Origin of the sequence: Exiguobacterium sp. s36 (assembly GCF_018618345.1) — a bacterium.
In the GTDB taxonomy this organism is placed as follows: Bacteria; Bacillota; Bacilli; order Exiguobacteriales; family Exiguobacteriaceae; genus Exiguobacterium; species Exiguobacterium chiriqhucha.
Genome location: NZ_JACSLW010000009.1, coordinates 1 through 19787 on the forward strand (window position 1 = coordinate 1; position 19787 = coordinate 19787).

Below are 19787 nucleotides of genomic sequence, written 5' to 3' on the forward strand. Positions count from 1 at the left end.
TTTTTGAAAACTTTTTTGTGTTAATTGAATTTAAGTAGAAAAGAGAAGAAGCTTTTGGGCTTCCTCTCTTCCGATAATATCTCATATGTTAACTATAAAAATATATTTAATTATCCAAAGTCTTCAAACCTCCGTTTGACTTTAACCTAATACAAAACTGTGCCCCCAAGGTTAAAGAAAATTCAACTTTTGGGAGGCAGCACTTTTCGTGTACGACAATTAAACACGGTGTTAAACAGCTCTATTTCTTAGTTTCAATGTCATCGCATTGATAGCCACGATAACCGTGGACACGGACATCAGAACTGCTCCTGCGGCAGGAGCCAACGTAATCCCAATGGAGGCTAGAACACCCGCCGCTATGGGAATGGCAATAAAGTTATAACCGGCTCCCCACACGAGGTTCTGTTTCATTTTACTGGTTGTTTTATTGGCCAATTCGATAAAGGATTCAATATCGCCTGGATCCGACTGAGTCAAAATCACATCAGCGGAATCGATGGCGACTTGAGTTCCGGCGCCGACTGCTATCCCAACGTCTGCTATTGCAAGGGATGGTGCATCGTTGACGCCATCGCCGACCATGATAACCGTTTGTCCATTATTTTTCAGTGATTCCACTAAACCATATTTATCTTGCGGTGATTGATTGGCTCTGTATTCAATGCCCAGTTCCTCTGCTACTCCTTGGGCAGCCGTTTCATTGTCACCTGTAGCCATAATCGGTTTTATATTGTAATGCTTCAATGCCTGTATGAGCGTTCTGCTCGTTTCTTTCAATTCATCGCCTAATGCGACCGTACCGATCGGATTCCCGTCCTCAACTAGTATACTTAATGTTGCCCCTTTGGGAACATCCACCGCTACATCTCTTCCAAGTGCCTTTTGGCTGATCAATTCGTATTTGCGGCCATTGGCGTTTCCTTCTATACCCGCACCCGACACAACATCAATCGAATCAAAGTGGACAGGCTGAATCCCTTGTTTCTCAGCGTATTGGACGATTGACTGGGCGATTGGGTGGCTGGACCCGCCTTCAATCCCTGCCATTAACGCCGCGATTTCGGCTTCGGTATGTTGACCATCCAGTGTTTCCATGTTCAAAACTTTAAATTCGCCAGTAGTCAATGTACCCGTTTTATCCAGTATCATTACATCAGCCTTAGTTGCCAGCTCCAATGCTTCGCGGTCTTTCACCAACAGCCCGCGGTTTGCACCTAAACTGGTGCTTCGTGCAATAACCAGCGGAATGGCAAGGCCGAGAGCGTGTGGACATGCAATGACTAATGTCGTAACCGTAAAAAGAACAGCGGTTTGAATGTCAGCAATGTACAGCCAAACGACAAAAGCGAGGAAAGCCGCCGCAATGGCGATATAAAACAGCCAGCCGGCTACTTTTTGAGCCAGATTTTCAGCTCTTGAAGGTTGATCCTGCGCCTGGCTTATCAGGGTTTGTACTTGGGAAATGAACGATTGGTCGCCGGTTTCCTGTACTTCAAGATATATGATGCCTGCACCGTTCGTGGAACCGCCGATCACTTTGTCTCCGGCTCCTTTTTCAATGGGTTTAGATTCCCCCGTCAGCAAAGCTTCATTGATCCGCGAGGTGCCTCTTTTGATGATGCCATCGGCAGGGACGTTTTCTCCGGCCTGAACCCGTACAAGGTCTCCGACTTTCAGCTCATTTACGGGACGCGTCTCGATCGAATCATCTTCCAATACCACATGTGCATCTTTCGGCACCAATTCGGCGAGCGATTTTTGCGCGTCTCCTGCTTCTCCGATAGCCTTCATTTCGATCCAGTGTCCAAGGAGCATGATCAACAGCAAGGACGCGAATTCAAAGAAGAAATCCATGATGTGATCGCCGGTTACGTAGCGTGCCAGCACGGCGTAAATGCTGTACAAATAGGAAACGGATATCCCTAATGAAATAAGGGCCATCATGCCCGGTGCTTTTTCCTTAAATTCAGCGATTGCACCTTGATAGAAGGGTTTTCCGCCATAAACCAATAAGATAGTTGCTAATACAGCGACCACAATATCCGAGTATGGAAAAGTAAATTGGAAAGGAAGCCGAACGTCCATCATCGGCGACAATAATAGAATGACAATGCCCAAGGGCAGCGACTTCAGGAAAATTTCTTTGAAATTCCCATGATGGTGATGTCCATGGTCACTATGATCGTGGCCACCATGATTGTGATGGGCATGATCATCATGAATTTTGGCAGGATTGCTGTCGTCTTGAATGCCTTCTTTCACTTGGTCTTCATGGTACGAATGCCCAACATGTTTGGAATGATCCATTTTACTGTGATCTACCTGTTCGTCTTGATGGTGGTGATGGTCTTTATCATTTTTAGCCATTCAGTGCGCCTCCTCCAAACTAGTGGTTCTTATCCTATTTAACCCTATTTACATTCTTAACATTCACAAAGTTCTTGCCGAATATACCACGCGAGGGTATATTTCATTTAAAAGTAAAGTGTGCTGTGAAAGCACCCTTATACGACGTCATACCCTTGTTCTTCAATCGCTTTCTGAATTTCGTTTAATGATGTCTTGGCAGTATCATAGTCTACTGCCACTTCGCCTTTTTTAAGATCAACTGTCACAGATGAAATCCCTTCGAGTTCACCGACGCCCGTTTCAACCGAGTTTGCACAGTGGCCGCAGGACATACCTTGTACTTTTAATGTTTCAATCATTATTATTCCTCCTAAAGTAATATTTCCTTAAACTTAACATACCCCGATAGGGTATATCAAGTGTTTAGTATCATTTTACTTTATCGCTGTTTCCATGACTCTAATTTAGAAGTTCACAATGACCCCCCAAAAAAACCGCACCATTGATTTTAATATTTGATTACTTGTCTATAAAATGTGCAGTTTCTATGGAGTTTCGGTATTTCTGTTTAGTTTGGAAAGGAGAGGGAAATCCAGTAAATGAAGCAAAAATAAGAAATGGAGGTTTTAACATGGCTCATGAACAACATCAGGAATTGATTCGGGCATTACATGATTGTGCAGCGGAATGTAACCATTGTTTTGACGCTTGTCTGCAGGAAGACGATGTGAAGATGCTAGCACAGTGCATTCGATTAGACCGGGAATGCGCGGACATTTGTGCATTTTTGGAACATGCCATTACTCACAATTCACCGTTCGTTTCCGAACTGGCAGCCGTTTGCGCAACCATTTGCGAAGCTTGCGCAGAGGAATGTGAGAAGCACGCCGATCATCATGAACATTGCAGACGCTGTGCGGAAGCTTGCCGTAGATGTGCAGAAGCTTGCCGTAACGCCGCATAACCTTACTCAAAAAGGCCCGTCGGAAATATTTTCCGACGGACCTTTTCTTTTATCAAGCATCATTCTGCTTCATGGATCCATTTGTAGCCGATTCCCCAAACCGTGAGAAAATGATCATCGACCGGAAAACCGGACTGGCGGATTTTTTCCCGAACATTTCGCACATGCGAATCGATGGTCCGCCCTTCCGTCTCTGAGTCGAATCCCCAAATTAACTGGATCAGCTGCTCCCTCGTAAACACTTTGTCGGCATTCTTCATCAGATGGCCCACCATCAGAAATTCTTTTGGCGTCAATTTGATGATATGTTTGCCGTACGTAAGTTCAAACCGGTCTTCGTCCCACACCAAACCGTCCACTTCAATGGTATTTTTCGGAGTTCTCCTGCGAAGCAGCGCCCCCATCCGGGCCAGCAACTCATCTTCATTAAACGGCTTTGTGATGTAATCATCCGCCCCGATATTCAATCCCTTAACAATATCCTCCTGTTGTTCCCGCGCCGTCAGCATAATGATTGGCACATCCGAAAATTTCCGGATTTCGCGGCACAGTTCCCAGCCATCCATTTCCGGCATCATGATATCCAGTAAGACGAGATCGAAAGGTTCCGATTCCAAATAGTCGAGGGCTTCATGAGCTCCCAGTGCTTTTTTACAGAGGTACTGATGCGGCTTCAAATATAAAGCCACTAAATCCAGCATTCGTTGTTCATCATCAACCAACAGCACTTTCTGCAAGCGAATCCCCCCTTTTCAATTCTATCAGGACGGTTGTCCCTTGTCCGTACTCACTTTGAAGCGTCATGAGACCACCGTGCGATTCGACGATTTCTTTCGCAATCGCCAGGCCAAGACCGCTTCCTCCGTACTGTCTGGATCTGGATTTATCGACCCGATACAATCGTTCAAAGACAAAAGGAAGATTTTTTTCCGGTATGCCCTCTCCTTCATCACGGATGCTTATGGTGATGGTACCTTTATCTTGGACTCCCTGTAATACCACTTGTGTTCCTTCAGGAGAATGCTTGCGGGCGTTGTCCAAGACATTCAGCAATACCTGCTGAAAACGTTCGGGATCAACGAAGGCGACAATCTCATGTTCACAATGGACAGCCAATGAAATCTGTTTCTCGTCAAAAGCTGGCCGAACCAAGGCAACGACGGATGCAAAAAGCATCTCCAGTGAAAATTCCTCTTTTTGAATGGCGAACTGGTTATGATCCATCTGAGCCAGCTCAAACAGCTGCCGGATCAATTCCGTCAAATGGGCCGTCTCTTCCCGGATGATGCCAATGTATTCCTTTTTCTCTTCCTCGGATGCATCCGGCCGGCTCGCGATATCGGCATATCCTTTGATATAGGTCAACGGCGTCCGCAACTCGTGCGAAATACTCGCCAAAAATTCATTCCGCTCATTTTTTAAATGTTCCAAGTCACTGGATAGAGCAGTGATGGCGTTCGCCAGCTCTCCCAACTCATCGTTTCGGCCAATATTCAGGCTGACCTCGTGGTGCCCTTCGCTTAACTGTTCCGTCGCTTCTTTCATCCGAATCAACGGCAACGTAATCAATCGGGATAGCAGAAAAATTGTGATGACGGTCAACCCGACAGCAATCAGGCCAACAATCAGGAATTGGTTTCGCAAATGACTGACCATCCCTTTGATATGATTGGTTTCCGCAAACATGAACACGTGGCCTCTATGTTCTCCTTCAATGGTGATTGGGCTGTCCGTCGCAATAAACTCTTTTTTGTCCCATCGCTCTTCCACGACCTTCCCTCCCTGCAGAACCTCATCAAAATCGGTGTGTTCCAACACTTCCCTCATTTCAGGTTCAATCAGATCGGAATGGGTCAATTCGTTGCCATCTGCATCCGTGATGATGACGATGAAATCGGAGGCCGATTCCATCAACGCCACATGGTTCAATGTCGCCGGTTCAAAACTGTCTTCCAATACTTCGCTGTGGGTGTTCCCTCTTGCAAGCAGGTTGGTCATGACTTCATCCACCCGTTCATTGACAAAAGTAACGTACAGGGTTAAAAACAAAACCAATTCAATGATGATAATAAACACAAAAAACAGCAAACCTATTTTCAATGCAAGCCTGTTTAACATGGCATCCCTCTTTAAGTCGATTGGTTAGCAGCAATCAAGACAAAGACTGCTGCCGAAAGCTGTTGGATTCGGTTCGTCTTTCAAACGGCTAGCTGGTTTCTACTTGGTTTTTCCCTCTTCCAGCAGCGTTTTCCAGGTCTGTAATCCGTCTTCCGACAAGTAGGCATTGCCTTCAAATGTGTAGATCGCCAGTTCCATTCCATCCATCGGGTTTTGTGCAATAAAAGCGACGGCATCTTGTGAAAGGTCCGGTGTATCCACCGGCTCGAGTTCTTCATTTTCCATAGTATACTTCACCAGAGCCGCCGCTGTCCCGTAGCTTCCGAAGTACAAATGGTCTTCGGTGAAATGCACCGCTGTGCCTGTTTCACTTCCGTCTGTAATGGCTTTAAAATTTTCTCCGCCATCCCGTGAGAAATAAATCCCTGCAGCCGTAGCTGCAGCGACGAAGTTTGAGTCAGCCGGGTGAAGAGCGAGCGAAGTCACTTCGCCTTCCAGCCCTTCAGCCTTCACAGTTTTCCATGATTCGCCTTCATCACCGCTTTTATATACGCCGGCTTCCAATAGGGAATTCTTGGCCGGATTGATTAGGAAAATGTCGTTACTGTTATATCCCACCGCCATGGCATGAAAATCCGTTTCTCCTTGAAATGCAATCTCTTCAATCGATTTACCGCTGTCGATGCTTCGCTGTATCCCTAGGGGATTGGGTAATTCTGAGTCTGCACTTGGGTGGCCCGACGTAATAAATCCTTCATTTGTTGCATTAAAGCCCATATAATCATGAAAATTATCCGCCGTTTCGAACCAGCCCTCTTCCCGGTAAATTTTCAGCCCGGTATGCGAGGCAAAATACAGTCCGTTCTCATTTCCTGCATAACCCATCCCATGAACATGGTTCAGTTCCCCTTCAAACGGCACTTCAAATGAATCCGTTGTATCATTGCTGCAGCCTGCCAGCAAAAGAAAAGCCGACAGCACTGCCGTTCCTATTCTCTTTTTTTTCATGTAGATGCCCTCCGAATATGTCATTTTTTATTTTTTATTTTTTATAAGTATAACATTCTTAAAGTTTAACGAAAAAGTTTCGACTTTTTGTGCAGATATCTTGATTTCAAAACAGCTAATCCATTCCCTCTACAATTGACCCAAAAGGAATAATCCTTCCAATCGGTCCGGTGGAGGATCTTTGCCTGATTTTTATTTATAAATTTTCTACACCTGACATTTCTTTTCTTTCGGTTAGTCCACTTTAAAGAAATGTTTTTTTCTCGTTTTTTCTTTGCAGCATTTTTCAAAATAACGTGGCCCGCATTATGCTTGGGAAATTCAGAGGTATCAGCACGGTTTGATCTGTTCCATATAACTCGCGATATCCTCTTCGGACATTTCACCCGTAATAATTTTCTCGATTTTGCCCTCTTGATTGACTAACAGAGTAGTCGGCAATGGACGGATATTATAAGCTTCCATAACACTTTTGTCCTTATCGATAACAATCGGGAACGTTAAATTTCGCTGTTCAGCAAATTGTCTCACTTCATAATCGGATTGCGCAATATTGACAGCGAGTATCTCCACACCTTGATCCTTGTATACCTGGTACTGCTTTTCCATCAGCGGGAACTCTTTTTCGCACGGTTTGCACCAAGTACCCCAAAAGTTCACGAACACCCCCTGCCCTTTGTACTCAGACAGCTGATGCCGTTCCCCGTTCAAATCCGTCAACGCAAAATCGGGTGCCGAATCTCCAACTTGCAGTAATTCGTTTTTCTCTTTTGTTAATCCGTTTTAGATGGTAAATGCAATAGTGACAACCAGAATCAACAAAATACTTGTCCTCATAATCAAGCGATTTCTCTTTTTATCCTTTTTAGCAGCCATACACTGTCACGTCCTTCCTAGATGCTGGGTTGAGTCCATTAAAACCCTGTAAATCCACCCGTAAATTGCGATAAAAAAGCGATGATTTCTGTCAGCATGTCAAAGTAAAGTAAAACGCCCATCAGAATCATTAATGCTCCTCCTATTGACATGAAAAGAGCGCTCTTCTTCTTCAAGAAAGTCATTTTCTCAATAAAAAACGACATCAAGAGAAAAGGAATGGAAATCCCAGAACGTAAAACAGCATATAGAGTAAGCCACTGTCCGGATCCGCTACTCCGAGTGCAATAACTCCTGCAAGTATGGGACCGGTACACGGGGTCCATCCAGCTGCAAAGCCAATGCCGATCAGAACAGAACCCGCGTATCCGGAGGGCCTTTTCTGGAACTGTAATTTCTTATCCGTCAGCAGGAAGTCGAATTTCAGAATACCGGTTAGGACCAAGCCAAAAAACACCATCAAAATAGCGCCCAATTGACGTAGAAGAACTTGATATTCCAAGAAGAAGTTTCCGATAAGCGAAGTCGACAAGCCCAACGCTAAAAAATGATGGAGAAACCTATCAAAAATAGAACCGTATGAATCAAAGCCGTGCTCCTCATCATTCCCTTGCCCGTCTTTAACTCATTGACTGAAACTCCAGTAAGGTAGGATAAAAAAGCCGGATACAAAGGAAGGGAGCATGGAGAGATAAATGATAAAAGCCCTGCGCCAAAGGCAAGATACAAACTAATTTCCGCCACTTGTACACCTCCTATTACAGTAAGTTGAATCCTCTTCTTTATCATTTTTGTATCCCTTAAGGAATCAAATGAAATTTTCTATATAAGACTCGGGGAATTTCAAGGTATGTAAAATTAAATACAGCCCCTCTCTTAACTTCTACTTCCCCGTGCTTGCTTAACCGTTCCAGAAGACGTCAACCAATCCAGTTTACCGATTAATTCTTGATTTTCTGTGCAGTTTCTTCTATTCCGGTTCAGGTGAAGTCCCGGATGATTTGCAGGAAGCCGAAAATCCAACCTTTGAAGTTGGAAGCCAGGCGATTATTGAAACCGATCATATGGAAGGCATGAAAGGTGCTGAAGCCACAATTGTCGGGGCTTATGATACAACCGCCTATGCAGTGACCTATACGCCGACGGACGGAGGCGAGCCGGTTGAAAATCACAAATGGGTGATTCACGCAGAATTGGAAAATCCAGGTGATGAACCATTGGAAACGGGCGATGAAGCGGCCATTGCCGCTGACCATATGGAGGGAATGGACGGCGCAACGGCTACGGTTGATTCTACCGAAGAAACGACCGTCTATATGGTTGATTTCGTCCCGACCACCGGAGGCGAGGAAGTCACCAATCATAAATGGGTGACTGAAAGCGAACTGTTACCCGAATAAAAGCGCCAAAACCCAGGATCTTGTCAACAAGATCCCGGGTTTTTATCTGTAATGGTTCATAAAGGATTCGATTTCGTTTGTATTACAAAAACATTAAGTTTTAGTAGTTAGGCTTCCCGTATAAATTCTGCACATTTTTTCAACATTTTTATAATAGAATAAATCAAATTTAAATAGTTTTAGAGAGGTCACCAAATCTATGAAAACAAATCAGCTTTTGAACGAATCCGGTCTAATCTCCCGATTAGATTCCAGAATATTAGAATTAGACATCAAGGGGATTGCCGATAACTCAAGCGATGTGGAAAAAGGTTTTGTGTTTGTTGCTATTAAAGGATTTGAAATTGATGGTCACGGGTTTATTGACCAGGCAATTGAAAAAGGGGCAGCCCTTGTCATCGGAGAACAAGAAATTACCCGGTTAGGTGTCCCTTATTTACAGGTGGAAAATAGCCGGAAAGCGCTTGGCATCCTGGCCAGGAATTTTTATGGCCGTCCATCTGACCAGAAAATAATGATTGGAATTACGGGCACCAACGGAAAAACGACGACGAGCTATATGCTCCAGCACTTTCTGGAAAGCAACGGTATGAGTTGTTCTGTCATCGGTACCAACCAAAATATTATCAATGGCGAAAAAATGAAAAGCTCGAACACCACACCAAATTCACTCGCTCTCCATAAACTGTTGACCCTCAGTCAGGATGAGGTCGTCATTATGGAAGTTTCTTCTCATGGACTGGCCCAGTATCGGTTAGAAGGCATTGAATTTGATTACGGCTTGTTCCTCAATCTTCACCATGAACACCTGGATTATCACAGTTCCATGGAAGAATATTTTCAGACGAAGCTTACAATGTTCAATCAGATGAAAGAACATGGGATTGCTGTAGTGAATACAGATAATGAGTGGGGACGAAAGCTCTGTGGAATCCTGCAAACAAAGGGAAAACCGATTTATGCAATTGGCACATCCACTGAATGCAACCTGCGTGTTGCAAAAATTCATTCACTGTCCTCCACTATGCGGGTGATTGAAAGTAACGAAACGTATCAAATGGTCGCTGCCATGACCGGAATGCACAATATGTATAACACCTTAATGGCCTACGGAACATCATTGTTGCTGGGTATCCCCAAAGAAAAGCTCTTAAACTCCATTCACCATTTCAAGGGAGTCGATGGACGCTTTGAGATCACGAAACTGGACAAGGGCTCGATCGTTATTGTGGATTATGCCCATACTCCGGATGCCATCTCTTACTGCCTGGAAACTGCAAAATCACAAGGGGCCCAACGAATAACCCATATTTTCGGCTTTCGTGGAAATCGAGATGCCAGCAAGAGAAAGCACATGCTATCCATATCTGCTGAAATGAGTGATCGCTACATTTTAACGTTGGACGACCTGAACAATGTTTCTCCAGGAGATATGCTGGAAGTTTTAAACCAACTAAATGAAACATACGGCAACTCAAAAGGCAGCATCGTTCCAGACCGTACACTCGCCATTCAGCAAGCAATCCATGAAAGCAAGGAAGGCGACTGGATTGTGATTACCGGTAAAGGACACGAGAAATACCAGCAAACCTTTCATTTACCGACTGATTCGGACCGGGAAACCGTCAATTATATAATAAAGCAGAACTAAAATAATCACTCAGGAGGGAGTAGTTATGAAAAAACTAAGTGTTGTTTCAACCATTTTAATCATGATCAACACTTTAATCGTTTCGTCCGTTTTCAGTAAAACTGATGACCCTTCCCTGCCAAACGTATCCAGTGAAGCAGCTATTGTCATGGAAGCAACGACTGGAAAAATCCTCTATGAAAAAAATGCACAGTCGCAGATGTATCCTGCCAGCCTAACAAAAATTGCCACAGCCATTTATGCAATTGAAAACAGAAAATTAAATGATGTTGTAACCATCAGTAAAAAAGCACGCAATACGGAAGGCACCCGTGTTTATTTGGAAGAGGGAGAACAAGTGACTTTAGAAAAACTGTTGCTGGGCCTCTTAGTCAACTCTGGAAATGATGCCGGCGTCGCCATTGCTGAACACATCAGCGGCAGCGTTGAGTTATTTTCTGCTGATATGAATTTATATTTAGAAGATGTAATTGGCCTGCGGAATACGAACTTCGAAAATCCCCACGGTCTTTTTGATCCCGAGCATGTTACGACAGCCGAAGATTTAGCGAAGTTAACCCGATATGCGATGAAGAACGATGAATTCATGAAAATATTTGGAACAAAAGAACTGCCCTGGAACGGTGAATCCTGGGATACCACGCTTTATACCCACCACAAACTATTAAGGGAAAAACCTTATGAAGGCGTTACGGGTGGTAAAACCGGGTTTGTGCCAGAAGCAGGCGTCACGCTGGCCACGACAGCCAAAAGAGAAAACCTGAATTTAATTGTCGTCACCTTAAAAAGCGACACAGAGGCAGAAGCTTATGCTGACACTATTCAACTTTTGGATTTTGGATTTGAAAATTTTAAAACAGTGAGCATTCCGAAAGAAAGCAGCTTTTTTGCCGGTGATGTGGAATACATTACGCCAGGCGATTTCTTTTATACACACCAAACAGATGAGCAAGTGACAATCGCTGTAAAAGAAGATGGACTATTAAGGATTACTGATCAGGATGGCACTCTTTTGTCTTCTTATCAGTTTCCCGTTGTCAGTGCTTCTGAGACAAACCTTCCTTCTAATTCTGAAGACGTTCGCACATTTTTCCCACCTGGGATTTTAAGTTCAATCTATTTGTTCCTCCTCGTCGTTGGCTTTTCAGGATTAGTGTATTACCGAATTCGAAAAAAACGGATATAGAACGCACTTCTCTATCTTAAAATTTCATTCAACTGAACTTTTATATACCATCAATTTTTTAAACAGCGCAGGAGGCGGATTATACCATAAACACTCAGTTCCCCGTTTTAGAATTTCTGCTGCTTCTCATTTTCAACATAAGTATGGGTGCAGTTGGCTTTTTCCCAAGCTTTTTGCTCACGTCTCTCAATATCAGTTCTTTAGGGTTAACCATTGGCGTCATCCTTTCTTTGTCGGGGGAGATTTTTGGCGCTATCGTCGGATTTTACCTATATCGATATGGGTTTTCAAAAGTTAATCCAAAGTGGTTAAAGCGGCCGTTCTGGAGGTACATCCAGAGTTCTTCAATAAGCCGCGTCTTCTGGGCAATCATCTTGCTGCGCTTAATTCCTTTTGTCCCATCAGGTCTGGTAACAGCAGGGGCGGCCTTGACGCCCATTCCAGGTGGCTTATTCATTATTGCCAGCACCATCGGTAAAATTCCGGCCGTTTCTCTTGAAGTGGCTGTTGTTTATGGCCTTGTAGAATCCATACCTCCCGGTTATCAGTACGGCTTATTTATTTTGATCTTTCTATCGTTTCTAGTGATCTGGGCAAAGAACAAAAGAAAAAATTCTTTGTAATTTTACCCCCTGTTTGAGAAAACTTCGATAAATTCATCCTCTTTTTCTGGCTCATCACCATAACTCGTGGTTGCTATTTTGACGACCGATCTCGAGGCGCAATCTTAAAAAGAATCGTTCGAGGTTTCGATAGCCATAACCACGGCGTTTGATGAGCTTGATCTTGTTGTTCGTCCCTTCCATCTTCCCGTTCGACAGCCTTGACACGATGGTCTGGCGCATCGCTTGCTCCCGGACCCGGATTGCTTTCGCGATCTTCGCCAGGGGCCCGCACGGATGGAACTGATAACGGTCCAACCAGTCCGACAGCCGCCGTTGCGCCTGTATCTCGCACGTCGCCTTCAGCACATACCGGATATGCTGGAGCCCTTGATAGAGGTTCCGAATGAATGGATCTTCCTGAATACAGGAACGGACGACCTCCCGGTCTTCCCCAGTCAGTGTTTCCGGGCGACGCGCGAGCGAACGATCGATCACGCGAACGTGGTGATGGCGTCTTGCCTCGTTCAAAAAACGACGCCGTCGGCGAAGGGCGTCCGTGACGAACTGGACGAGGTGGAACCGGTCCAGCACATGTTCTGCCTCCGGGAAGACATGGTTGATGGCCTTCGCCATCGCCGGTGCAAAATCACTGACGACAGAACGGATATCCCCGGATATGCCTTGAAGTGCTGCCGTGATGGCTGCCACGTCCCGGCCCGGGACAATGGACAGAAGCTGGCCACTCTTGGCATCGAGGACAATCGTCGCATAGTGGTGCCCCTTTCTCGTGGCGAACTCGTCGACCAGGACTTGCGTTGCACGCTCCATCGTCTCCACCGAAGCGTACTGATAGAACCAGCGCTCCACCGTCGTATAAGGGAGGCCGTACTCGCGTGCGACATCTGAGATCGTCCGTCCGTGGCAACGTTTTGCGATGCCTTTCCGGAAAACCTCGGTGGAAGTGCGGACGAGCCCGAGACCGTAGTCATACACGAACGTCAAATCACAAGAGGTGCATCTTTGACGTGGGACATCCAGTTCGATCCAGAGTACACCGACGTTCCACGCATGACCGTGTCGAAAGCGACGCCGCTTTTTCGAATGCAGGATGGTCTTTCTCTGGCACAGCGGACAAGGGATGTCATGTCGATCCGGGATGATCGGAAAAACGTTTGGTTCTTCGTCTGATGACATTTGGATCTGAAAAAGGGCTGGAAGTGGAAGAAGTAATTTGATAAACTGTTGGGACAAAGCGAAAACTCCAATCGTGGTTTGTCTAAGCAACAATTACGATACCGGGGTTTTCGCTTTTTTTCTATGTTCAATTCAAAATCCGATGGATTTTATGTGTCAACCACACCTTACGGTGATGAGCCCATGAAAAGTCATTTCGGATAATTACTTCCTTTATTCTACACAGTTATGTAATTCTCCATTACAAATGACTTTCGTACAACATCAAACTTATGTAACGGGAGGAATTAGGATGCACAAAAAAGATGATTCTCTCGACAAGAAGGAATTTCAGGAGTCAGAGTTAAAGAACAAACGTCGTCAGTCTTTAGCTTTAGAGCCAACCATTCCGCTTAGTGAATTAACACTAACAGACCCTATCATGAAAGTGACGCTATGGATCGGGAGTTTTGGCGTTTATAACGAGTCCATTTTGACTTTTCATTCGAACGGTTTCGTTAAACGAGAACTCTTGATCCTTCAAACGTTTGGCGAGGAACAACGGATAGAATCCGGTTGGTACAACCAGGATGACTCTGCAAAAGTCTTAAAGAAATTCAATTCTTTTAAGACGCATCTCTGGCCGGAGTTGTTCGTAGAAACAGAAACAATCACTCACGATGGGACCCAGTGGAAGTTGGAGGTCTGTAAGAAGGGGGAGGAGACTAGTTCCTATAGCGGCAGCAATGCTTACCCGCCGAAGTGGAGGTCCCTCAAAAAATTGTTCGGCCACTATTGACGTCCAATCGTTTGTTGACCAGCCCTTACAGGAAGGTGTGAGGATGCTACATGGGAAAAAAACGAAAACCAATCCGCAAAGTCGTCAAATATGCCCCTAAACTTGTTTTAGAGTCTGCTGTGTCACTCGGTCATTACGGAGCCCTTGCTTGTGAAATAGCAACTAACCCAATCAAACTTCTCTCGGTCAGTCTTTCCGATGAGCTCGAAAAGTCTCCTTATGTGAGATACCGACACCGCTTCATGGACTATCTCGCATGGAAACTGTATTCGGAGGGCGATATGACCCTCGAGAACATGTCCTGACTCATGGATGAGTTCAAGACACGCGATGATGTCGTCAAACTGTTCATCGCCCGTGCCAAAGAGATTTCGGAGACCAATCACTCTTATCAGTCGACCATTCTATTGGCCATCTACTCTGCGAAAGTGTTCGCCCGGCCAGAACTCGCTGCGAATAGTGAGTCCGCTTTCTTCTTACATCTTCTGTCACAAGTGAATGACAACGACCTTCGCCATTTTGAACTCATCTATGACCACGCGGCTGCTCTCGAACTTAAATTTACACTAGTTTACGCTTGTGACGCCTATTATCAATCGATCGGTGATCCAGTCTTTCAACAACTTCCCCCTCAAGAACGTGAGGCTGCCCTCCTGGCGAGGCTAAGCGACGACCCGGAATTCGTATCGTTTTACACGAGTACAGACAAGCTGACGTTCCTGGGTGTATTGATGCAGCGTTCGTTCAGTTTTGGAAGCATCGGATATACTCAAATCTCATTGAACCCGTATAGCAATACGTTAAAAGAACTATTAGAAGAGTCTCGGTTGTTGGAAGAGTCCTTGATGCGTTCATCGAGCCCTTCTTAACCTTACGCTCGTACCGCCTAATCTCGATAATTACCTCTCCTGATCAATCTAGATTTTTGTATACAAAAAAATGATATATGGTCATATATAATCAAAAGCGACGACAATACTTTGAGATGTGTATATTTCTAAAGGGACAGAGTGCTTTCCAGACAATCGATTCGACTCCACTTTGATGGATATATAAAAGAGTGTATACATTTCGACGTCGAAACGTGTACACTCTCTTTTGTTGTCGAGTCATGGCATGTCGTGACTCAATCATGTATATTTTTGTATGTACATCGCATCATCTGCGACCAAAATCAGTGTCTCTAGTGAGTCCCCGTCTGTCGGATAAGCAGCTTCTCCAATTGAAGCATCGAGCGTCACCGGCACATCTCCGATTGAGAGCTCGTATTTAAATGTCGCTTTCTTGAAGTCCAAAGGATAAGGCGAAAGGATCACGAACTCATCTCCGCCGATGCGACCGAGTACTCTTTCGTATACAACTGCTTAATTTCCCACTCTAACGCAGAACGGCAGTTCATCCCTTTTCGCGCACGTTCGACCGCAAAATTAATGTGATCACCTAGTCCAAGGAGAGCCATGTTGTTGACCGTATTCCCTACTTCAGTTTCATAAAGTTGGAGATTATCGCCGGCCAATTCGATGTCCTTCACATCGATTCGTTGTAGAAGTGCTTCCAGTCACTATTTCTTCAACATTATTATCATTTTCAATCAAAAAGACATTATTGTTAAAAACTTTCACAACTTTCATATTAGGTCCCTCTCTTTTAGGTGCTTGTCCACACAAAAAGGCATAACCTAAAAAAAGCGGTACACTCAGAATTCATTATAGCGATTCGTGCGCACACGAAAAACCCCGAGTGAGGCACTTTTTTCAAGTGTCCATCATTCGGGGTTCAGTTCATATATACCTGTATGGTGTCTATATAGAGTGACATATCGTTTTTTCTTTAAATTATATTTATATATAAAATGTATTTTGACACACTAAAAATTAAAAACTATCATACAAGTAGGGTATATCTTTTAAAATGAGACCCTTTGTTTAAAGAAGACTATTTAGAGTGAAAAACACAAGTACTGGAACTTTAAAAGGAATTGAAGGACAAGTTCGAGGTATACATCAAACGATTGATGACGATTCATGAATTAACTGAATCAATGAAAACTATGTCAAATGAATGAATAGGTATTATCTTGAACAGAAAAAAGAGCTACTAGAAAATACGAAAAATGCTAATTCACACGCTTTGTTTTGCGCGCCTACAAAATTATCTCGAGGGAGAATCGAATCGTGAAACTTAACATACTCTTAAAAAGAGTAAGCCTTATTAGCCTGTCCTTGATCGCGGTCGGCTGTGCTCAAGACACGACGAAGTCTTCTACTCCCAATCATTCAAAGGAAGCCGATCATGCGAAACATTTGAGCGGTGACAAGATTGAAGAAACATCATCATCGGTGATACTTCCTACATTTTTAAAAACTCAACCTGAAGATGTACGAAATGTTTATCAAGCTGTATCAAAAAATCGTAAACTACTAGAGAAAATGCCTTGTTATTGTGGCTGTGGTGAAACAGTCAATCACAAAAATAATTATGATTGCTTCATAGAAGAAAATACAACGGATGGGTCGGTGAAATGGACAAGCCACGGAACAACATGCAGCACATGTCTTGAGATTGCTGTAAAGTCTATTTTGAAGCAACGGGATGGAGAATCGATTAAAGATATTCGTTCTGAAATCGATTCTTCGTATAAAGATGGCTACTCGAAACCGACACCACTCCTTTATGATTTTTATAATGACACTTTTACTTGTATAGCAAAGGGGTCATTTTGTTTCATCCTCACTCCAACGATATCCTCTCCCCCAAATTGTTTTCAGGTGGCTATCAATTGGATAATCTAACTCTCTTAACTTCTCTCTGATCATTTTAATATGAGAGTCCACTGTCCTTGGATCCGATTCTGATGTATAAGACCAAACGAATTCATAAAGCTCCAATCTGTTGAATAGCCTTCCAGGATGTTGAAGAAATAATCTCAGTAACGCATGTGCTTTGGGTGTGAAATCAATCGACTTACCATCTAACACAATTAAATCGTTGCTCTCATCGAACGTAAGTCCGTGGTATATAACGGGTTCTTTTGCTTTTCTTCTCATGACAGATCGAACTCTTGCTAAAAGTACGTCCCCATTAAACGGCTTTGTGACATAATCTGTAGCTCCAGCATCTAGTCCTTTGACGATGGATTCAGCATCATTTAGAGCCGTTATCATGATGATTGGGACTTCCGGGTGAGAATCCGTTATTTTCTTACATACTTCGACTCCATCGTACATTGGCATCATGACGTCCAATAAAATCAAATCAAAAGTTTCTTTTTTCACTTTCTCCAAAGCTTCGATCCCATTATTCGCCATACTACATTCATATCCTATTGGTTCTAGATAAAGTCTTAATAATTGCCTCATTCTTATTTCATCATCAACAATTAATATTTTATCCATCCTAGCCACCACCTCTTACATTAGAATTTTTTAATAATAAATGATTGTCAATCTATTTCCTCATTATTTTCACGAACTTTCTATATAATCAACTCAAACTATAGGATGGAGTTGATTATATAGAAAGCATTTATGAAGAGTTTAATCGTTACTTTCTATGTATCCTTCTTTTTTCTCACCATACTACTGGTCTATAAAGGTTATGAAATTTTTCATAACTAAGTACCGTAGTTTTTATAGATAAAGGAGCATCAGCTTTTTAGCTCATACCTTTTTCGGCATGGCGACATAGATGCTCCTTCATTTTTAACACTTCGCTTTAAGCAATTAATTTACGACAGATTTTTGCACATTCATTACAGGCCTCAGCGCACTTCTTACAATGATCATGATCATGTTTCGAACATTCGTCGGCACATCTTTCACAAATTTCAACACAGCTTCTTGCAAGAACATCAATATTGCTGCTGTTTCGAGAAATAGCTTGTACTAAAAGACTACAAATTTCAGAACAATCTCTGTCTAGACGTATACACTCTGCCATCGAAGAAACATGATGTTCACTCAAACACGCATCAAAGCATTCATTACAAGTCACTATACAGTTGTGTAGGGCACCTAAGATTTCTTGTTGTCCAGTATTCATTCTAAAATACCTCCATTTTCCGTCTTTTTTGACTTACACAAAGCCTATTCCCTTAGTTTGTGAAGAAAAGATGAAAACATTCACCTATTTTTTAGTCCACTTTCAACTGACCCATCATTCCGTTCTCTTCATGTTCAAGGATATGGCAATGGTACATGAATACCCCTTTTTCCTTGAAAGTCATCTGAATCTTAACTCGTTCGTCTGGTTTTATAGCGATAGTGTCTTTTAGACCTGTTTCTTGATTATCCAGTTTCTGTCCGTTTCGCTCTAATACTTTGAATTGGACTCCATGAATGTGAAAGGGATGAGTCATTCCACCCATCATGTCTTTTTTATTATAGACCTCCCAAATTTCGGTTTCTCCTTGTTTCGCTTTAATATCGATTCTCGTCTCATCAAACTTTTTCCCATTGATTTCAACATTTTTGCCCATCCCGAAAAGAGTTAACTTTTGATTCACTGTAGACAAGGTCTTTAGCGGCTTTTCATATCCACTTTTCGGCGCCAATGCACTTAGGTTCGTCCCTTGTTTATCCTTCAGCTTGAAGTTAACGACCCTTACTCCATTCGTCTCAAATGAAACAGTCTCACCAATTTTTCTTTTTGAAAAGTCTACCAATACCTCTATACGTTCGCCTGGACTTAATTCAATTTTCTTCACGTTTTTCGGTTTTGAGATGTAACCACCATCATCAGCAATTTTTTTAAAGGATGAACCGTCAGATAGCTTCACTACGTAGTTCCGTGCATTGGAGCCATTTATCAACCTGACCCTAAGTTGCGAATATTTTACGTTGAAATATGGATTAATCGTACCGTTTACGAGGAGGGTATCGCCTAAAGCCCCATCTGTTTTTTCTACATCAGCATATCCAAGGACATTCCTGTTTTTAACTTTTCGATCTTGAAGAATTAATGGAATATCATTTTCACCATATTTTTGAGGTAGCATCGTCTCTTTAGTTTTTTCATCTTTTACGTACAACAATCCTGCCAACCCCTTGTATACTTGTTCAGCAGTCTTACCCATTGGATGTGGATGAAACCACAATGTCGATTCATTTTGCTTCACTTTAAACTTTACTACCTTCGTCTCACCAGCTTTCACGACCTGATGTGGTCCACCATCTACGGATGATGGTACAACAAGACCGTGCCAATGGGATGTAGTGGCTTCTGATAAGCGATTCACCGTACGGATTGTTACTGTTTTCCCTTTTTTTAACTCCACTACAGGACCTAAATAATTTCCGTTATATCCTAGAGTTTTAGTTTTTTTTAGCATCTCGAAAGAACTTTGTTTCCCCTTGTTTAGCGACAATCGTGTATTGAATGGAATTCTTGGTTTCACGATCGGCTTTTAGTATCTTAGGGATGTTTAATCGTCGCTCTTTTTCTTCAGTTGATTTTAAATCGACACTCGCACCATGTCCCATACCTTCCATCATATTCTGATTTGTAGTAGTGTTTCCTCCATTCATCATAGATCCCATGTGCTGTTTGTTGTTTGACATAGTACCTCGGGTAAGAAGTAAATACGAACCGCCCACTATAATCATGAGAGTGAAGATACCGATAGTTGCGATTAACCATGTTATCTTCATATGGATC

19 protein-coding genes and 4 pseudogenes are annotated in these 19787 nt (G+C 43.2%); 9 read left to right on the plus strand and 14 right to left on the minus strand.

The features are described from left to right. Nucleotides 1-231: 231 nt before the first annotated feature. Entirely contained in the window at nucleotides 232-2370 is a 2139-nt protein-coding gene (locus KNP95_RS14195; RefSeq protein ID WP_251138574.1) for a heavy metal translocating P-type ATPase, read from the minus strand. 137 nt (nucleotides 2371-2507) lie between these two features. Further along, nucleotides 2508-2711, minus strand: a complete 204-nt coding sequence (copZ, locus tag KNP95_RS14200) for a copper chaperone CopZ (protein WP_029336157.1) — start codon at nucleotides 2709-2711, stop codon at nucleotides 2508-2510. 272 nt (nucleotides 2712-2983) lie between these two features. On the opposite strand from copZ, the gene KNP95_RS14205 reads away from it, so the two are divergent. Then, nucleotides 2984-3316 carry a four-helix bundle copper-binding protein gene (locus KNP95_RS14205; protein ID WP_081828355.1) on the plus strand — a complete coding sequence of 111 codons (333 nt, stop codon included), beginning with the start codon at nucleotides 2984-2986 and terminating at the stop codon, nucleotides 3314-3316. Between the two features lie 59 nt (nucleotides 3317-3375). Here KNP95_RS14205 and KNP95_RS14210 read toward each other — a convergent pair whose 3' ends face one another. The 5 genes and pseudogenes from KNP95_RS14210 to KNP95_RS14230 all read right to left on the minus strand — a co-directional run bounded on the left by KNP95_RS14210 (nucleotide 3376) and on the right by KNP95_RS14230 (nucleotide 8107). Further along, nucleotides 3376-4053: a response regulator transcription factor gene (locus tag KNP95_RS14210; RefSeq protein WP_029595517.1), complete on the minus strand. Its 678-nt coding sequence runs from the start codon at nucleotides 4051-4053 to the stop codon at nucleotides 3376-3378. Then, complete coding sequence (locus KNP95_RS14215; RefSeq protein ID WP_214837968.1) at nucleotides 4031-5434, minus strand: sensor histidine kinase; 1404 nt, start codon at nucleotides 5432-5434, stop codon at nucleotides 4031-4033. The genes KNP95_RS14210 and KNP95_RS14215 overlap by 23 nt, the downstream gene beginning before the upstream one ends. A gap of 99 nt (nucleotides 5435-5533) precedes the next feature. After that, entirely contained in the window at nucleotides 5534-6442 is a 909-nt protein-coding gene (locus tag KNP95_RS14220) for a F510_1955 family glycosylhydrolase (protein WP_029595519.1), read from the minus strand. 330 nt (nucleotides 6443-6772) lie between these two features. After that, nucleotides 6773-7279: pseudogene (resA, locus tag KNP95_RS14225) on the minus strand (thiol-disulfide oxidoreductase ResA). 77 nt (nucleotides 7280-7356) lie between these two features. Then, nucleotides 7357-8107: pseudogene (locus KNP95_RS14230) on the minus strand (cytochrome c biogenesis CcdA family protein). 185 nt (nucleotides 8108-8292) lie between these two features. On the opposite strand from KNP95_RS14230, the pseudogene KNP95_RS14235 reads away from it, so the two are divergent. From KNP95_RS14235 to KNP95_RS14250, 4 genes and pseudogenes are all read left to right on the plus strand, one after another. Then, nucleotides 8293-8718: pseudogene (locus KNP95_RS14235) on the plus strand (YdhK family protein); the annotation flags it as partial. Between the two features lie 199 nt (nucleotides 8719-8917). Continuing rightward, on the plus strand, nucleotides 8918-10369 hold the full coding sequence (locus KNP95_RS14240; protein WP_214837970.1) for a UDP-N-acetylmuramoyl-L-alanyl-D-glutamate--2,6-diaminopimelate ligase: 1452 nt from the start codon (nucleotides 8918-8920) through the stop codon (nucleotides 10367-10369). Nucleotides 10370-10394: 25 nt separating this feature from the next. Further along, nucleotides 10395-11555 (plus strand): D-alanyl-D-alanine carboxypeptidase family protein, encoded by a 1161-nt coding sequence (locus tag KNP95_RS14245; protein ID WP_214837972.1) that lies wholly within the window; start codon nucleotides 10395-10397, stop codon nucleotides 11553-11555. 143 nt (nucleotides 11556-11698) lie between these two features. After that, complete coding sequence (locus tag KNP95_RS14250) at nucleotides 11699-12178, plus strand: TVP38/TMEM64 family protein (protein WP_214686824.1); 480 nt, start codon at nucleotides 11699-11701, stop codon at nucleotides 12176-12178. Nucleotides 12179-12232: 54 nt separating this feature from the next. Here the strand turns inward: KNP95_RS14250 and KNP95_RS14255 are convergent, their stop codons facing one another. Then, nucleotides 12233-13354 carry an ISL3 family transposase gene (locus tag KNP95_RS14255; RefSeq protein WP_214841448.1) on the minus strand — a complete coding sequence of 374 codons (1122 nt, stop codon included), beginning with the start codon at nucleotides 13352-13354 and terminating at the stop codon, nucleotides 12233-12235. Between the two features lie 292 nt (nucleotides 13355-13646). On the opposite strand from KNP95_RS14255, the gene KNP95_RS14260 reads away from it, so the two are divergent. The 3 genes from KNP95_RS14260 to KNP95_RS14270 are packed head-to-tail and all read left to right on the plus strand — an operon-like array spanning nucleotide 13647 to nucleotide 15001. After that, a complete protein-coding gene (locus KNP95_RS14260; RefSeq protein ID WP_029336194.1) occupies nucleotides 13647-14132 on the plus strand; it encodes a hypothetical protein in 486 nt (161 codons plus the stop codon). 50 nt (nucleotides 14133-14182) lie between these two features. After that, nucleotides 14183-14437, plus strand: coding sequence for a hypothetical protein (locus tag KNP95_RS14265; protein ID WP_214837978.1), 255 nt, complete (start codon nucleotides 14183-14185; stop codon nucleotides 14435-14437). A 3-nt stretch (nucleotides 14438-14440) separates the two neighbouring features. Further along, a complete protein-coding gene (locus KNP95_RS14270) occupies nucleotides 14441-15001 on the plus strand; it encodes a hypothetical protein (RefSeq protein ID WP_214837982.1) in 561 nt (186 codons plus the stop codon). Nucleotides 15002-15262: 261 nt separating this feature from the next. Here KNP95_RS14270 and KNP95_RS14275 read toward each other — a convergent pair. Then, nucleotides 15263-15469, minus strand: a pseudogene (locus KNP95_RS14275) (GGDEF domain-containing protein); the annotation flags it as partial. After that, a complete protein-coding gene (locus tag KNP95_RS16230; RefSeq protein ID WP_214841450.1) occupies nucleotides 15445-15663 on the minus strand; it encodes a PRD domain-containing protein in 219 nt (72 codons plus the stop codon). The gene KNP95_RS16230 and the pseudogene KNP95_RS14275, both read right to left, overlap by 25 nt. 643 nt (nucleotides 15664-16306) lie before the next feature. On the opposite strand from KNP95_RS16230, the gene KNP95_RS14285 reads away from it, so the two are divergent. Continuing rightward, nucleotides 16307-16924: a PCYCGC domain-containing protein gene (locus KNP95_RS14285; protein ID WP_214837986.1), complete on the plus strand. Its 618-nt coding sequence runs from the start codon at nucleotides 16307-16309 to the stop codon at nucleotides 16922-16924. Here KNP95_RS14285 and KNP95_RS14290 read toward each other — a convergent pair. From KNP95_RS14290 to KNP95_RS14305, 4 genes are all read right to left on the minus strand, one after another. After that, nucleotides 16847-17527 carry a response regulator transcription factor gene (locus KNP95_RS14290; protein ID WP_214684184.1) on the minus strand — a complete coding sequence of 227 codons (681 nt, stop codon included), beginning with the start codon at nucleotides 17525-17527 and terminating at the stop codon, nucleotides 16847-16849. The genes KNP95_RS14285 and KNP95_RS14290 overlap by 78 nt on opposite strands. A 319-nt stretch (nucleotides 17528-17846) precedes the next feature. Next, nucleotides 17847-18173 carry a four-helix bundle copper-binding protein gene (locus tag KNP95_RS14295; protein ID WP_214720047.1) on the minus strand — a complete coding sequence of 109 codons (327 nt, stop codon included), beginning with the start codon at nucleotides 18171-18173 and terminating at the stop codon, nucleotides 17847-17849. A gap of 91 nt (nucleotides 18174-18264) precedes the next feature. Continuing rightward, entirely contained in the window at nucleotides 18265-19461 is a 1197-nt protein-coding gene (locus KNP95_RS14300; RefSeq protein ID WP_214837988.1) for a multicopper oxidase family protein, read from the minus strand. After that, nucleotides 19445-19780, minus strand: coding sequence for a hypothetical protein (locus tag KNP95_RS14305; RefSeq protein ID WP_214686842.1), 336 nt, complete (start codon nucleotides 19778-19780; stop codon nucleotides 19445-19447). Before KNP95_RS14305 ends, KNP95_RS14300 begins: the two co-directional genes overlap by 17 nt. Between the last annotated feature and the right edge of the window lie 7 nt (nucleotides 19781-19787).